Genomic DNA, 15,699 nt, shown 5'->3' with positions numbered 1-15,699 from the left:
CAAAATGCCCTGCTTCAGCAACCCGGCCCACGCGCTCGCGCCCTTTAAGCTGAAGCGCGCGACGCCACGCCCTTGATGAGCCAGCAGGCAGACGCGAAAACCCATGACGCAAACCGTAGCACTCAAGATCGTACAGCGCATCGCCACCGAACTGGCCGTGCAGCCGCGCCAGGTCGCCGCCGCCGTGCAACTTCTCGACGAAGGCTCGACCGTGCCGTTCATCGCCCGCTACCGCAAGGAAGTGACCGGCGATCTCGACGACACGCAACTGCGCAATCTCGAAGAACGCCTGCTCTATCTGCGCGAACTGGAAGAACGCCGCGCCACCATCATTCAAAGTATCGACGAACAGGGCAAGCTGAGCGACGAACTGCGCACGGCGATCGAAGGCGCGGACAGCAAGCAGGTGCTCGAAGATCTGTATCTGCCCTATAAGCCGAAGCGCCGCACGCGCGCGCAGATCGCACGCGAGGCGGGTCTTCAGCCGCTCGCCGACGCGCTGCTCGCCAATCCCACGCTCGATCCGCAAATCGAAGCCGCGAAATTCGTGGACGCCGAAAAAGGTGTCGCGGATAACAAGGCCGCGCTCGACGGCGCGCGCGATATCCTGAGCGAGCAGTTCGGCGAAACCGCCGAAATCCTCGGCAAACTGCGCGATTACCTGTTTAAACAAGGCAGCGTGATCTCGACGGTGATCGACGGCAAGCAGAGCGAGGAAGGCGAGAAATTCCGCGATTACTACGAGTACTCGGAAACCATCCGAACCGTGCCGTCGCATCGCGCGCTGGCATTGTTCCGTGGCCGGAACGCGGGCGTGCTGATGGTCAAGCTCGGACTCGGCGAAGAACTCGACGCGCAAGTGCCGCATCCGGGCGAAGCGATGATCGCGCATCATTTCGGCATCGCGAATCAAGGCCGTCCGGCCGATAAATGGCTCTCCGACGTCTGCCGCTGGTGCTGGCGCGTGAAGGTGCAGCCGAATATCGAGAACGATCTGCTCACGCAACTGCGCGACGAGGCCGAAGCGGAAGCCATCCGCGTGTTCGCGCGCAATCTGAAAGACCTGCTGCTCGCCGCGCCGGCTGGCCCGAAAGCCGTGATCGGGCTCGATCCGGGGCTGCGCACCGGCGTGAAAGTGGCCGTCGTCGATCGTACCGGCAAGGTGCTCGCGACCGACGCGATTTTCCCGCACGAGCCGCGCCGCGACTGGGAAGGCTCGCTCGCGAAGCTCGCACGGCTCGCCGCGCAGACGCAGGCCGAACTGATCAGTATCGGCAACGGCACGGCGTCGCGCGAGACCGACAAGCTCGCAAGCGAACTGATCGCGCGTCATCCCGAACTCAAGCTGCAGAAAATCGTCGTGTCCGAGGCGGGTGCGTCGGTGTACTCGGCCTCCGAAATCGCGGCGAAGGAATTTCCGGACCTCGACGTGACGCTGCGCGGCGCGGTATCGATCGCGCGGCGCTTGCAGGACCCGCTCGCCGAACTCGTGAAAATCGATCCGAAGGCGATCGGCGTCGGCCAGTATCAGCACGACGTGAATCAGCGCGAACTCGCGCGTTCGCTCGACGCTGTGGTGGAAGATTGCGTGAATGCCGTCGGCGTCGACGCGAATACGGCCTCGGTCGCGCTGCTCGCCCGCGTGTCGGGCTTAAACGCGACGCTCGCGCGCAATATCGTCGAATTCCGCGATGCCAACGGTCCGTTCGCGTCCCGCGAGCAACTGAAAAAGGTGCCGCGCTTAGGCGACAAGACGTTCGAGCAGGCGGCGGGCTTTCTGCGGATCAACAATGGCGACAATCCGCTGGATCGTTCGTCGGTTCACCCGGAAGCGTATCCGGTCGTCGAGCGCATTCTGGCGAAGATCAAGAAGCACGTCGCCGACGTGCTGGGCAAGCGCGAGACCTTATCGGGCCTGTCGCCGGCGGAATTCGTCGATGACCGTTTCGGTCTGCCTACCGTGCGCGACATTCTTGCCGAACTCGAGAAACCGGGCCGCGATCCGCGGCCGGAATTCAAGACCGCGACGTTCCGCGACGGCGTCGAAAAGATCTCCGATCTGACGCCCGGCATGGTGCTCGAAGGTGTCGTCACGAACGTGGCCGCGTTCGGCGCGTTCGTCGATATCGGCGTGCATCAGGACGGTCTCGTGCATGTGTCCGCGATGTCCACCAAGTTCATCAAGGACCCGCACGAAGTCGTGAAGGCGGGACAGGTCGTGAAGGTCAAGGTGCTGGAAACGGACGTGAAGCGTCAACGGATCGCGCTCACCATGCGTCTCGACGATGATTTCGCGCCCGCGGGCGACGCGTCGGCAGGCGGCCAGACTGAGCGCCGCGGCGGCGGCGGCGGCGGCGGTGGCGGTGGTGGCGGTGGTGGAAGTGGCCGCGACGTTCGCGGCCAGCGTTCACGCGAGCCGGAAGCGGCCGGCGCGATGGCCGCGGCCTTCGCGAAGCTGAAGAAGTAATAAAAAACCCCACGCGAACAAAACGCGTGGGGTTTTTTCATGCGCCTCGCCGTTCGGCAAGCGCGGCTCAAATCTCGATCTTCGTTCCCAGTTCGACCACCCGGTTCGCCGGAATGCTGAAGAAATCGGTCGGCTTCGCGGCGTTCTGGTGCATCCACGCAAACACGCGTTCGCGCCACACCGACATGCCCGGCAATTGTGTCGGCACGACCGTTTCGCGCGCCATGAAAAACGATGTGTCCATCAACTCGAACGTCATGTCGTGCGACCGGCCGACCTGCTGCAGCGTCGCCTTCACATCCGGCGTTTCGTTGAAGCCGTAGGCCGCCTTGACGAGGAACAATCCGCCGCCGACATCCTTCACCTCGACGCGCGATTCGTCGTCGATATACGGCACGTCGCGCGTGACGAAGTTGAGGAAAATCGTGCGTTCGTGCAGCACTTTGTTGTGCTTCAAATTGTGCAAGAGACTGACCGGCACGAGCGAATCGCTGCCCGTGAGGTAGATCGCCGTGCCGGACACGCGATGCGGCGGATGCGCGAGCAACCCTTGCAGGAACGGCATCAGCGGAATACCGTCGGCGGCGGTCCGGTCCTTCACGATCATGCGGCCCTTGTACCACGTCATCAGCAGGAAAAAGAGCGCGCCGCCGATCCCGAGCGGCAGCCACCCGCCCTGCTCGATCTTCAGCAAGCTCGCCCCGAAGAAGCCGATATCCACCGTAAAGAACACGCCGATGATGCAGCCCACCAGCGCCTTGTTCCAGCCCCACAGCTTGGTCATCACGACCGACGCGAGAATAGTGGTGACGAGCATGGTCGCGGTGACGGCGAGCCCATACGCCGCCGCGAGATTTTCCGAGCTCTTGAACCCGAGCACGATGCACAAGATGATGAAGAGCAGCATCCAGTTCACGAGCGGAATATAGATCTGGCCGATCGCCAGTTCCGACGTATGCAGGATCTTCATGCGCGGCACGTAGCCGAGCTGGATGGCCTGGCTCGTCAGCGAATAAGCGCCGGAAATCACGGCCTGCGACGCGATCACCGTGGCGACCGTCGAGAGAATCACGAGCGGCAGCAGCGCCCACTCGGGCGCCATCAGGAAGAACGGACTTTCGATGGCGGACGGCGTATGCATCAAGAGCGCGCCCTGGCCGAAATAGTTGAGCAGGAGCGACGGCATCACGAGGCCGTACCAGCCGCAGCGGATCGGCTTCACGCCGAAATGGCCCATGTCGGCGTAGAGCGCTTCCGCGCCCGTCAGCACCAGCACGACCGAGCCGAGCACGATATACGCCTGCAACACGTGATCGGCCATGAATGAGAACGCGTAGTACGGGTTCAACGCGATGATCACGCGTGGCTCCAGCACGATGTGATACGCGCCCAGCACGGCAAGCGTCGCGAACCACACGAGCATGATCGGCCCGAATAGGCGGCCCACCACGGCGGTCCCGCGCCGCTGAATCCAGAACAGCATGACGAGGATCACCATGGTGATCGGCAGGACGAACGGCGCGAGCTTGGGCGTCGCGATTTCAAGACCTTCGACGGCCGAGAGCACGGACATCGCCGGCGTGATGACGGCGTCGCCGTAGAACATGCACGCACCGAAGATGCCGAGCATCATCAGGATGCCGGTCGCGCGGCCCGCGTCCTTGAACGTGCGCAGCGCAAGCGTCATCAGCGCGAGAACGCCGCCTTCGCCGTTGTTATCGGCGCGCATCACGAACAGCACATATTTGACGGCGACCACGATCACGATCGCCCAGAACAGCAGGGAAATGACGCCGAGAATGGACGATTCCGACAGGCCGATGCCGTGCGACGGACTGAACGCCTCTTTGAGCGCATACAACGGACTCGTTCCGATGTCGCCGAACACTACGCCGATCGCGGCCAGCGCAAGCGCGGGAAGAGGCTGCTTGCGCTCTTGCGCGTGAGTCATGTTAGTCATAAACGCGGAGTGATCCGTTTAGGGCGGAAAAAACGAACGCCATTCTAACGTCACGCATAGCCACCGGTTCGCATGTTGCGATGGCGCCACGAGAGCCGCGAAAAGGCAGTTTAGCATTGCGGCCCGCGACCGGAGGTGCATGGGTGAAGCTTTCGCTTCATACGGCCAGCACGGACGCCGACGCAAACCGGCCGCCCATGACAAACGCCGCTCGCTCACGCCTTGCGGCGCGGGCGAACGGCGTTCGTTCGGATGCTAGGTGGAGCGTGTTGAAGCGGTTCGACTACGCGCGGCCGTTCTGCATGCCGCGCTTGATCCACGCGCCTAGGTTGTGCGGACGCACGGTGTCCCACTCTTCGAACGGCTGGTGAATCCACGGATTCGTCTCCAGGAACTGGACGTGATAGTCGGGCTTCACTTTCGAGCACGCCTTGTACCAGAGCACCGCCGAGCGCACCGCCGAGATCGCCGGATACCGTTCCTTCAGATGCTCCTGCACGCGCGCGAGCGTCACGCCCGAATCCACCAGATCGTCCACGAGCAGGACGTTGCCCGACAGATCGCCGCGCGTCATCGTGATGTACTGCGCGATATCCAGCGCGCCCTGCTCGGTGCCCGCCGCCTCGCGATACGAACTCGTCGCGAGAATCGCGAGCGGCAGGTCGTAAATACGCGAAAGCTGGTCGCCGACGCGCAAACCGCCGCGCGCCAGGCACAGAATCTTGTCGAATTTCCAGCCCGAATCGTGCACCGCGAGCGCGAGCAGTTCGATCAGCCGGTGATATTCATCCCAGCCGACCCAGAGGTTTTTTTCGTCGTTGCGCGGGTCCGTCATCGCGATCATGGTGAGGCTCTTTCAAATACGTACTGCGGTTGGATACGAAATGTGGCCGCTACGGTGCGGCCACATTTTTTGATGCGGTCAAGTATCAGGTCCAACGCATCAGGCGCTGCGGACCATCACAACTCAAACCTTGAACGGATGACGCAGCAGGATGGTTTCGTCGCGATCCGGGCCAGTCGACACCATGTCGATCGGCACGCCCGCCACTTCCTGCACGCGCGTCAGATAGGCGCGCGCGTTTTCCGGCAGGCTGTCCCATTGCGTGATGCCGATGGTGCTTTCCTTCCAGCCGCCGAACGTTTCGTACACCGGCTCGCAACGCGTCACTTCCGACGCACCGCGCGGCAGGATATCGACCGACTTGCCATCGAGCTTATAACCGACGCACAGCTTCACTTCTTCGAGGCCGTCGAGCACATCGAGCTTCGTCATGCACAGGCCCGAAATACCGTTGATCTGGATGGAGCGGCGCAGCGCGGCCGCGTCGAGCCAGCCGGTGCGGCGCGGACGGCCGGTCACCGAGCCGAACTCCTTGCCGACCGTTGCCAGCGTCAGGCCGACCTGCTCCTGACGCGCGGCGTTATCGGCGTCGTACAGTTCGCTCGGGAACGGGCCCGCGCCGACGCGCGTGCAGTATGCCTTCGTAATGCCAAGAATGTAGTTCAGCTTTTGCGGACCCACGCCCGCGCCCGCCGTCGCCGCGCCCGCGACGCAGTTGCTCGACGTGACATACGGATATGTTCCGTGGTCGATGTCGAGCAGCGTGCCTTGCGCACCTTCGAACAACAGATTGCGGCCCGCGTGGTTTTCGTCGTACAAACGGCGCGAAACGTCGGTCACCATCGGCGCGAGACGGTCGGCGTAGCCGAGCATCGTGTCGAGCGTTTCCTGATAATCGACCGCGGCCGCGCCCAGATACTGGGTCAGCACGAAGTTGTGGAAATCGAGGGTTTCACGCAGACGTTCGGCGAACAACGGCGCGTCGAACAGATCCTGCACGCGCAAGCCGCGGCGACCGACCTTGTCTTCATACGCCGGGCCGATACCGCGCCCTGTCGTACCGATCTTGCCCGCGCCGCGACGCGCCTCGCGCGCCTGGTCGATGGCGACGTGGTACGGCAGAATCAGCGTGGCCGCTTCGGAAATGAACAGGCGTTTCTGGACGTCGATACCCGCCGCTTCCAGTTCGCCGATTTCCTTGAACAGCGCTTCCGGCGACAGCACGACGCCATTGCCGATATAGCACGCCGTGCCCGCACGCATGATGCCCGAGGGGATCAGGCGCAAGATGGTTTTCTTGCCGCCGATGATGAGCGTGTGGCCGGCGTTGTGACCGCCCTGGAAGCGAACGACGCCCTGGGCGTGGTCCGTCAGCCAGTCGACGATCTTGCCCTTGCCTTCATCACCCCACTGGGTGCCCACCACGACGACGTTGCGTCCCGGGTTCACATTCACTGCGCTGGCAGACATGTCAATTTGTTAGCTGGTTAAAAACGTATTTTACCTATGTTCGCCGAAGGTTCCGAGTTTTTCCGGGTATTTGCGAACGCGAGTCGATCGGATCAGTCGTAAAAAACCGTTGCCGATCAATGATATTGAACAAAAATTGTTGCCGTAAGCGGCTATCGCGGCTCGACGATCCACACGCCGTCGCGCTCGCTGAGTACGCGATCGAAGGCGAATTCGTCGAGATCGTGGTCGTGACCGGGCAGCGCCTGAATCACGACTTCGCCCGCGTCGCGCAACTTGGCGACAGCGGCGAGCAGCGGTTCGTCGTGGCGCCACGGCGCGAGAATCGCACTGCCGCGTGCATCGACCGGCGAAATACGCGCGACTTCGCGCAGATCCAGCGAAAAGCCGGTCGCCGGACGCGCGCGGCCGTAGGCGAGACCCACGTCGTCGTAACGGCCGCCGCGCGCGACCGCGTTCGGCACGCCGTCCACATAGGCCGAGAACATCACGCCGCTGTGGTACGCGTAGCCGCGCAAATCGGCGAGATCGATCATCAGTTCCGCGCCGCTCGCGTGCGCGGCGAGGAACGCGAGTTCGTCGAGCGCACGCGCGATGGCCGGCAAATTCGGCAGACGGCTGCGCGCTTCGTCGACGACCGATGCGTCGCCATACAACGACGGCAGCGCGCGCAACGCCTGACGCGGTACATCGCCGAGATGGGCGGTGAGTTCGGTCAGACGCGGCACGTCCTTGCTCGCGAGCGCGTCGTACAGCGCTTCGCCGAGCGACGCCGCCGCCGGTTCCAGATCGAGCAGCGCCTTGAGCACGCCCGCGTGGCACAAGTCGAGCCGAACCTTCGTGAGACCGGCGAGGCGCAACGAATCGAGCATCAGTTGCTGAATTTCGAGATCGGCTTCGAGCCCGGCATGACCGTAAATTTCCGCGCCAATCTGGATTTGCTCGCGCGTCGCGTGCAGGCCGCGCGGGCGCGTGTGCAGCACGTTGCCCGCGTAGCAGAGACGCGTCACGCCCTGCCGGTTCAGCAAATGCGCGTCGATCCGCGAAACCTGCGGCGTAATGTCCGCGCGCAGGCCGAGCGTGCGGCCGGACAGTTGATCGACGAGCTTGAACGTGCGCAGATTCAGATCGCTCCCGCCGCTCGTCAGCAGCGATTCGAGATATTCCAGCATCGGCGGCATCACGAGCTCGTAGCCATACGAGCGGAACCGGTCGAGCAGGCGCCGGCGCAGTTCTTCGATCTTGCGCGCTTCCGACGGCAAAACGTCGGCGATATTCTCGGGAAGTAACCAGGTGGACATCAATGCGTTCCTACGGGCGTTGCGCGCAATGCGTGCCAAAAAAGCGAAATGCGCGGCGATAAGGGAAAAGATAGGCGAAAAAGCGGCGCGCGGCGAACGGGTTGGGCGGCGCGCTCGGGCGGCGCGGCTTTCAGCTTGCAGTCAGGTTTCGATCAGGTTGCGATCCAGAGCAGCACGAGCCCGAGCACCATCGCGATCAGCCCGCCGATGCGGATCTGGGCCGTCGGCCGCTCGGCGATCCGCCGGAACGTGTCGCGCCACGCCGTCGGGAACATGAACGGAAACATCCCTTCGATGATGAGCATCAGCGCAAGCGCGAGCAGTAACGATGCAGCCATGTCCATACGAATGAAGGCGCCGCGGTATCGCCGCGGCGCTCGGGGCTCGGTAGGTCAGCGCTTTTGCGCGGGCGCGGCGTCCGCGCCGCCGTTCGGGCTGCGCATGAAGCGGAAGAAGTCGCTCGACGGGTCGACCACGATCACGTCGCCCGGCTTGAACGTCTTTTTATACGCTTCGAGGCTCTGATAGAACTGGTAGAACTGCGGATCGCGGCCATATGCGTCGGCCGCAATGGCGGCGGCCTTGCCGTCGCCTTCGCCGCGGATCGTCTGCGCCTGGCTGTAGGCGTCGGCGAGAACCGCTTCCTGCTGGCGCTCGGCCTCGGCCTTGATCTGATCGGCGTCGGCCGTGCCTTTCGCGCGCTCGTCGGCGGCGGCCTGCTGGCGCGCGGCGATCATGCGCTTGTAGACCGCGTCCGCCACGGCGGGCGGAAAGTCGATACGCGTCAACTGCAAATCGACCAGTTCCACGCCGAATGCCGCCGCCGGCTGCGCGATTGCCTTCAGCGCCTCGCCCGCGATCACCTGCTGCTGCGCGAGCGCGTCGTTGAGCGTGCGCTTCGTGAACGAAGTGGTGAGCGCCGTGCGCGCCAGCGCGGCGAGCCGCTCCTGCGCGGTCTGCGTGTTCTTCTCGTTGCTCACGAACAGCTTGAGCGGATCGGTCACGCGATACTTGATGACCGTATTCACCAGCACTTCGTTCTTGTCGGACGTGTTGAAACGGTCCGAGCCCGGTTCGTCGATGGTGAGCGTGCGCGTGTCGATCAGCGTGAGCGTCTGGAACGGCGGCGGCAGCTTGAAGTGCAGGCCCGGGCCGTCGAGCACCGGATTGCCTTCGCCGTGCGCGGATACGACCGCCGCGTGACGCTCGTCGACGACGAAGATCATCGACGAACCAATGAACAGCACAATAACGACAGCTACGACGAGCGCGATGATTCGATTCATGGTCGCGTTCCTCATTGCAGGTCGTCTTGACGGTTCCGCGAGCGGAACGCGTCGCGCGAACGCGAAGGATCGCTTGCGCCGTCGGCCTGGCTGGCGGCGTTCGCGGCGCTGGCCGGAGCGGCCGGCGTCGGCTGCGCCTGAGTCGGCGTCTGCGGCTGCACGGTCGCGCCGGAAGCCGGCGCGACGGCGGCCTGCGCGCCGCTGGCCGCGGTTCCGCTCGCCGCCGCAGCTTCGGCGGCACGCTGGCGGTTGGCATCGACGAGCTTGTCGAGCGGCAGATAAAGCACGTTATTCGCCGACTTGCTGTCGACGTACACCTTCGTGGTGCGCGAGTAGATCTGCTGCATCGTGTCCAGATACATGCGTTGACGAATCACGGCCGGAGCCTTCGAATATTCAGCGTAGACCTGCTGGAAGCGCTCGGCATCGCCTTGCGCCTGCGTGACGACGCGACTGCTGTACGCGTTCGCCTCGTCCAGCATGCGCGCGGCGTCGGCCTTGGCGCGCGGCACCAGTTGATCCGCGTAGGTCTTCGCGCCGTCGCGCGCGCGCTCGTTGTCCTGACGGACCTTCGCGGCTTCCTCGAACGCCGACTGCACTTGCGCGGGCACCTGAACGCTCTGCAGCGTCACGCCGGTGACCTGCAGACCCGTCTTGTAGGTATCGAGCGAAGCCTGAATGGTTTCGACCAGGCTCGCGCGCAACGCCTCGTGATCCTTGTAAAGCAAGTCGTCCGTGCTGTGCGAGCCAGCGATTTCGCGGATCGCCGCTTGTCCGGCCTGCGTCACGCTCTGCTCGGGATCGAGGTTGCGGAACAGGAAATCGGTCGGCGTCTTGATCTGATATTGGACGGCAAAGCGCACATCGACGATATCCGCATCCTGCGTGAGCAGCGACGCATCGCGAACGTTCGCCTGCGTGAGCGCGTTGTTGCGGCCCACTTCGACCGAGCGCACCTGCGACGTATTGACGATGTCGTGGCTCTCGAACGGATACGGCAGACGCCAGTGAATGCCCTCGCCCGCCGAAGCCTTGTAGCGACCGAATTGCGACACCACGCCGACATGGCCGTCCTGCACGACGAACACGCCGCTGCCAAGATAAATCGCAATCAACACGCCGACGACGATGCCGAAGCCGATCTTCGCGCCCCGGCCGTTGTCCGGCCGCGGCGAGCCGCCGTTGCCGGGCTTGCGTCCGAACAGGCCGGCGAGCTTGCGGTTGAAGTCGCGCCACATCTCGTCGAGATCGGGCGGTCCCTCGCCATCCTTCGCGCCAGGCCGCTTCGCGTCCTGGGGACGCTTCGGCTCGTTCTTGCTGGCGTCGCCATTGCCTCCATTGCCATCGCCCCGCCCCCAGCGCGGGTCGTTGATCGAGAAGACGGCATGCGAGTGATGCCGGTTACTCCGTTCGTTGTAGTCGTTCACTCGGTGATTCACCATTAGACAGCCGGGTCAATGCAAAAACGGAATCGTTCAGTGCCCGTGTTCGGGGACCTTGCGGTCGTCACTTTTTTCGGCCGGCCGCTGGTCTTGCGGTGGCGAGGTTCCGTCGTCGGACGTGGGTGCTGCAGGGTCGGTCGGTGATGCGTCCGCTGTGGCGCCGTCTTGCTCGCCGTGCTCGTCGTTTTCATCGAGCAATTCGTCGGCGGCGCCTACGTGGTCTTCGTGGTCTTCGTCGAGGTCGGAACCCGTGGCTTCGGAGTGGAAGGTCCCGTCCGGAAGCTCGGTGTACTCGTTCGAAACGATCACTTCCGACGCGGCAATTTCAGCGATTGCGGCACGCAGCACGTCGATTCCCTGACCCGTGCGCGCGCTTAAAAAGACGCGCGAAATATTACCATACTCATCCCTTTCAACCGCGTCGCCACGGGCCGCCAGCTCAGGCACCATGTCGATCTTGTTGAAGACGAGCACTTGCGGAATCCCGTCCGCGCCGATCTCACGCAATACTTCGTTCACCTGCTCGATCTGGTCGAGCCGCACCGCGCTCGACGCATCCACGACATGCAGCAGGAGATCGGCGTGAATGGTTTCCTCGAGCGTCGCGCGAAAAGCCGCGACCAGTTGGTGAGGCAACTCGCGGATAAACCCGACCGTATCCGACACGACCACATGCCCCGCTTCCTCGCCGAGATAGACGCGGCGCGAAGTGGTATCGAGCGTGGCGAACAACTGGTCGGCCGCGTAGGCCTGTGCTTTCGTGAGCGCGTTAAAGAGCGTGGACTTGCCCGCGTTCGTGTAGCCGACCAGCGACACCGACATCGTGCGGTTGCGTTCGCGCTGGCGCCGCTGCGTGCCGTGTTGCCGGCGCAATTTCGTCAACCGCGCCTTGAGCGCCTTGATGCGTTCGCCGATCAACCGCCGGTCGGTTTCGAGCTGCGTTTCGCCCGGCCCGCGCAAACCGATCCCGCCTTTTTGCCGCTCCAGGTGAGTCCACGCGCGAATAAGGCGCGTCGAAAGATATTGGAGCTGCGCGAGTTCGACCTGCAGCTTGCCTTCGTGGCTGCGGGCGCGTTGCGCGAAAATATCGAGGATCAGGCTCGTCCGGTCGATGACACGGCACTCCAGCGCGCCTTCGAGATTGCGCTGCTGCGCAGGCGCGAGCGCGTGATTGAAAATGACGAGTTCGACGTGGTTCGCTTCGCACGCAAGGCGCAATTCCTCGACCTTGCCGCTGCCGATGAACATCTTGGCATCGGGAGCCGAGCGGCGTCCGGTGAGCGTGACAGCAGGATGGGCGCCGGCACTCTGTGCGAGCAGACTGAGTTCTTCGAGACTTGCGTCGAAATCGATCTTGCCGAAGTCGACGCCAACAAGCGCTGCGTTGATCAAATTGAGGTTTTTTCGTTTTGAAGCGGCCGGCGAATACTTTTTATTGATATCGATTCGCCAGCCGCAGCGAGGTTTAGGACGATTCAGCGTCCGGGTGGAAATTCACCGGACGGGCGGGCACGACCGTGGAAATGGCGTGCTTGTAGACCATCTGGGTAACCGTGTTACGGAGCAACACGACGTACTGATCGAAGGATTCGATATTGCCTTGAAGCTTGATGCCGTTGACCAAATAGATCGACACCGGCACATGCTCTTTGCGCAGTGCGTTCAAAAACGGGTCTTGTAACAATTGCCCTTTGTTGCTCATAGCAAACTCCGTATTATTTTGCAGGTTGAACTAGATTGCCGACGAAGAAAAAGAGATCCGCCGACAATCGCTACACTATAGCCGATTTTCGTTTTCCCACCAGCGCGCCACCCCGGCGAAACGCTTGGTTGGCGCGGCTTCAGCCCTTGTCCGCGTAAGGGTTCGTGGTCGAACGAAACTCTATGCGCAATGGAGTCCCGGCCAGCCCGAAAGTTTCACGAAAACGCCCTTCGAGATAACGTTTATAGGTATCGGTAATCGCGTCGAGCGCATTCCCATGCACGACGATAATCGGCGGATTCTGACCGCCCTGGTGTGCGTAGCGCAGTTTCGGACGCACCGGACCGCGGCGGCGCGGCTGCTGGAATTCCACTGCGTCGATCAGCGCGCGCGTCAGCTTCGGCGTGGGCAGCTTGGCCATCGCGGCGGCGTAGGCGTCGTCGACCGATTTCATCAACTGGCCGATACCCGTCTTTTCCAGCGCCGAGACGTAATGGAATTTAGCAAAGTCCAAAAACTTGAGCTTGCGTGTGAGATCGGCCTTGGTGCGCTCGCGCACATGCGAGTCGAGCCCGTCCCACTTGTTCACGCCCACCACGAGCGCCCGGCCCTGCTCCACCACGAAACCCGCGATGTGCGCGTCCTGCTCCGAAATGTCCTGCTGCGCGTCGAGCAACAAAATCACGACGTTCGCGTCGGAAATGGACTGCAGCGTCTTCACCACCGAAAACTTCTCGATCGCCTCGAACACCTTGCCGCGACGACGCAGCCCGGCCGTGTCGATCAGCGTGTATTTCTTGCCGCCGCGCTCGAAATCGACGTAGATCGAATCGCGCGTCGTGCCCGGCATGTCGAACGCGATCACGCGCTCTTCGCCGATCAGCGTATTCACGAGCGTCGACTTGCCGACGTTCGGCCGTCCGACGATCGCGATTTTCACGCCGTGCTTCGCTTTTTCGTCGTCGTCCTCTTCCGGCTGGCCGGCGTAGGCGATTTCGAGCGCATCGCCGATCATCTCCGACACGCCGTCGCCGTGCGCCGCCGAAATCGCACGCGGGTCGCCCAGGCCGAGCTCGTAGAAATCGGCGGCAACCGCGCTGTACTTCATCCCTTCGGCCTTGTTGACGACCAGAAAGAGCGGCCGGCCAGTTTTGCGCAGGTAATCGGCGATCGCTTTGTCCTGCGGCGCGAGCCCGTTGCGTCCATCGACGATGAACACGACGACGTCGGCCTCTTCCACCGCCTGGCGCGTCTGGCGCGCCATTTCGTGCAGGATGCCGTCCTTCGCGACCGGCTCGAAACCGCCGGTGTCCACGACCAGATACGGACGATCGCCGACCCGGCCTTCGCCGTAGTGGCGGTCGCGGGTCAGGCCGGGCAAGTCGGCGACGAGCGCGTCACGTGAACGCGTCAGGCGGTTAAATAGCGTCGATTTCCCCACATTGGGGCGCCCCACGAGGGCAATTACGGGTTTCATCAGATTTTGTTCACGGTTGAACGCAAGACGGACGATTCGGGCAGCCGGACAAGTCCGGACTCCGGAAAACGCCGCGCAACGGGCTGCGTTTGTCGAAAATTAGCATGGATTCGGGGCGCAGCACGTTCGGCTGTATCGTGAGCGTCACGAATGATTCACCGAATGCGCGGCGCATGAAGCGCTTCTCACGCCGATCAGGCGCGCATCACCGCCCGGGAGCGGCTCGCTTCGCGACGCGGATTTTTCCGCCTCGCTGGATTTTTTATGGGGCAACACGGTGAACCGCCCGGACCAGATCGATCCGGCGATGCCGCTTGCCGCCCGCCAGTGCGCACCTTTGTCGCGAGGCGTTCTTGGTCACTTGGCGTTCGATACTTAGCCGCGCTTCGGTGCGCGGCCTGGAGTACGTACAGTTCGGGCAATTCAGACCGATCGCGCCGATAAATCGCGATCAACCGTGCGCTGTTCTTCGTTTCGCTGATTCGCTGCAACGCTTGCCCGATGACGCTTCGCGAGCACGCCGGGAAAGCGCACGAGCCGGCAATGCCGGCTCGCACGATTTCGCGTTTGCGGCTTACTTCGGACGGAATCCGTACAGATCACCGTCGTGCGTCTGGACGACGAGCGTCTCGCCCGCTAGCACCGGCGGCGCCGAAATCGGGCTGCCATCGGTTTTCGCGCGGCCGACGAACTCGCCGTTATCCACCGACAGGAAATGCACGTAGCCCTCGAAGTCGCCCACCACCACGGCACGGCCGAGAATAAACGGCACGCTGACATCGCGATTCTTCAGCTTGTCGTTCTTCCAGAGCACGCTGCCGTCGAGCGGACTGAACGCGTTGACCACCGACCAATCGTCGCCGGCCGCCACGGCATGTTCGTCCTGCGCCAGGCCGCTATTGCTCGAAAACGGCTTTTCCCAGACTGCACGGCCCGAATTCGCGTCGAAGCAACCGATACGGCCCTGGAACGTCACCGCACAGGTTTCGGAATTCACGAGGCCGGGCGCGCCCGTCACGTCGTTGATCCGCTCCACTTCCGTCACGCCCTTCGGGAACGACACCGGCGATTGCCAGTACGCATCGCCCGTCTGGATGTTCACGGCCGCGAATGTGCCGCCCGGGAAGCCCGCCAGCACGGCCTGATCGCCGGCGAAGGTCATGCCGGCCGCGACGCGCAGGTTGAGCGGGACCGAGCGGTTCTGGAATGTCCACTTTTGTTCGCCGGTCTGCGCGTTGAACGCGATAACCTTGCCGTCGATGGTACGCACGACCACGAGACCGTTGCCGACGAGCGGCGGCGACACGATTTCGCCGGCCGCGTTCGCGGTCCAGAGCACCTTGCCGTCCGGTCCAAGGAGATACACCATGCCCTTCAGGCCGGCGACCGCGGTCAGGTTGCCATCGCTGCCGACGCCCGCCGACAGGTCGTCCTTCATCTTCGCGCGCCACACATCCTGGCCGGTCTTCGCGTCGATTTTGGCGACCGTGCCGCTCGCGCCCGCCGCATAGACGAAATCGCCGACGGCCACCGGCGCGAACAAATAGCGCCCGGCTTTGCCGACGCTTGCCTTCCAGGCCTGATCGACATTGAGAACGGGCTTGATCTCAACGAGCGGCGTCGGCACGCGGCGTTCATCTTTCGTGGATGAGCACGCGGCCAGCAGGACAGTCATCGCACAGGCAAGCGGCACGGCGTAGCGTTTCAGAAAGGTCATCGGTGGACGCAACATGGTTTAAAAAATTCGGTT

At 63.1% G+C, this 15,699-nt stretch carries 12 protein-coding genes; 1 reads left to right on the top strand and 11 read right to left on the bottom strand.

The window, feature by feature from the left end:
* The first annotated feature begins 103 nt into the window (after nt 1-103).
* On the top strand, nt 104-2,467 hold the full coding sequence (locus tag AC3D25_RS07540; protein WP_488887801.1) for a Tex family protein: 2,364 nt from the start codon (nt 104-106) through the stop codon (nt 2,465-2,467).
* Between the two features lie 67 nt (nt 2,468-2,534).
* Here AC3D25_RS07540 and AC3D25_RS07535 read toward each other — a convergent pair whose 3' ends face one another.
* The 11 genes from AC3D25_RS07535 to bamB all read right to left on the bottom strand — a co-directional run bounded on the left by AC3D25_RS07535 (nt 2,535) and on the right by bamB (nt 15,666).
* On the bottom strand, nt 2,535-4,427 hold the full coding sequence (locus tag AC3D25_RS07535; RefSeq protein WP_488887800.1) for a potassium transporter Kup: 1,893 nt from the start codon (nt 4,425-4,427) through the stop codon (nt 2,535-2,537).
* A gap of 283 nt (nt 4,428-4,710) precedes the next feature.
* On the bottom strand, nt 4,711-5,271 hold the full coding sequence (locus AC3D25_RS07530) for a phosphoribosyltransferase (RefSeq protein WP_488887799.1): 561 nt from the start codon (nt 5,269-5,271) through the stop codon (nt 4,711-4,713).
* A 123-nt stretch (nt 5,272-5,394) separates the two neighbouring features.
* Complete coding sequence (locus AC3D25_RS07525; protein WP_488887798.1) at nt 5,395-6,741, bottom strand: adenylosuccinate synthase; 1,347 nt, start codon at nt 6,739-6,741, stop codon at nt 5,395-5,397.
* 152 nt (nt 6,742-6,893) lie between these two features.
* Entirely contained in the window at nt 6,894-8,042 is a 1,149-nt protein-coding gene (locus AC3D25_RS07520; protein ID WP_488887797.1) for an ATP phosphoribosyltransferase regulatory subunit, read from the bottom strand.
* Between the two features lie 152 nt (nt 8,043-8,194).
* The gene (locus AC3D25_RS07515) at nt 8,195-8,386 is read right to left on the bottom strand and encodes a DUF2065 domain-containing protein (protein WP_488887796.1); all 192 of its coding nucleotides are present in this window, start codon (nt 8,384-8,386) and stop codon (nt 8,195-8,197) included.
* 48 nt (nt 8,387-8,434) lie between these two features.
* On the bottom strand, nt 8,435-9,328 hold the full coding sequence (gene hflC, locus AC3D25_RS07510; RefSeq protein WP_488887795.1) for a protease modulator HflC: 894 nt from the start codon (nt 9,326-9,328) through the stop codon (nt 8,435-8,437).
* An 11-nt stretch (nt 9,329-9,339) separates the two neighbouring features.
* Nucleotides 9,340-10,755 carry an FtsH protease activity modulator HflK gene (hflK, locus tag AC3D25_RS07505; RefSeq protein WP_488889628.1) on the bottom strand — a complete coding sequence of 472 codons (1,416 nt, stop codon included), beginning with the start codon at nt 10,753-10,755 and terminating at the stop codon, nt 9,340-9,342.
* A 48-nt stretch (nt 10,756-10,803) separates the two neighbouring features.
* On the bottom strand, nt 10,804-12,162 hold the full coding sequence (gene hflX / locus AC3D25_RS07500) for a GTPase HflX (RefSeq protein WP_488887794.1): 1,359 nt from the start codon (nt 12,160-12,162) through the stop codon (nt 10,804-10,806).
* Nucleotides 12,163-12,235: 73 nt separating this feature from the next.
* Complete coding sequence (gene hfq, locus AC3D25_RS07495) at nt 12,236-12,472, bottom strand: RNA chaperone Hfq (RefSeq protein WP_006999489.1); 237 nt, start codon at nt 12,470-12,472, stop codon at nt 12,236-12,238.
* Nucleotides 12,473-12,611: 139 nt separating this feature from the next.
* Nucleotides 12,612-13,949, bottom strand: coding sequence for a ribosome biogenesis GTPase Der (gene der / locus AC3D25_RS07490; RefSeq protein WP_488887793.1), 1,338 nt, complete (start codon nt 13,947-13,949; stop codon nt 12,612-12,614).
* A gap of 574 nt (nt 13,950-14,523) precedes the next feature.
* Nucleotides 14,524-15,666, bottom strand: a complete 1,143-nt coding sequence (gene bamB, locus AC3D25_RS07485; RefSeq protein ID WP_488887792.1) for an outer membrane protein assembly factor BamB — start codon at nt 15,664-15,666, stop codon at nt 14,524-14,526.
* Nucleotides 15,667-15,699: the final 33 nt, after the last annotated feature.

This window comes from Caballeronia sp. SL1002, assembly GCF_057814995.1.
Note: the sequence above shows the minus strand (reverse complement) of the source record. Positions and strands in the feature narration are given on the sequence as shown.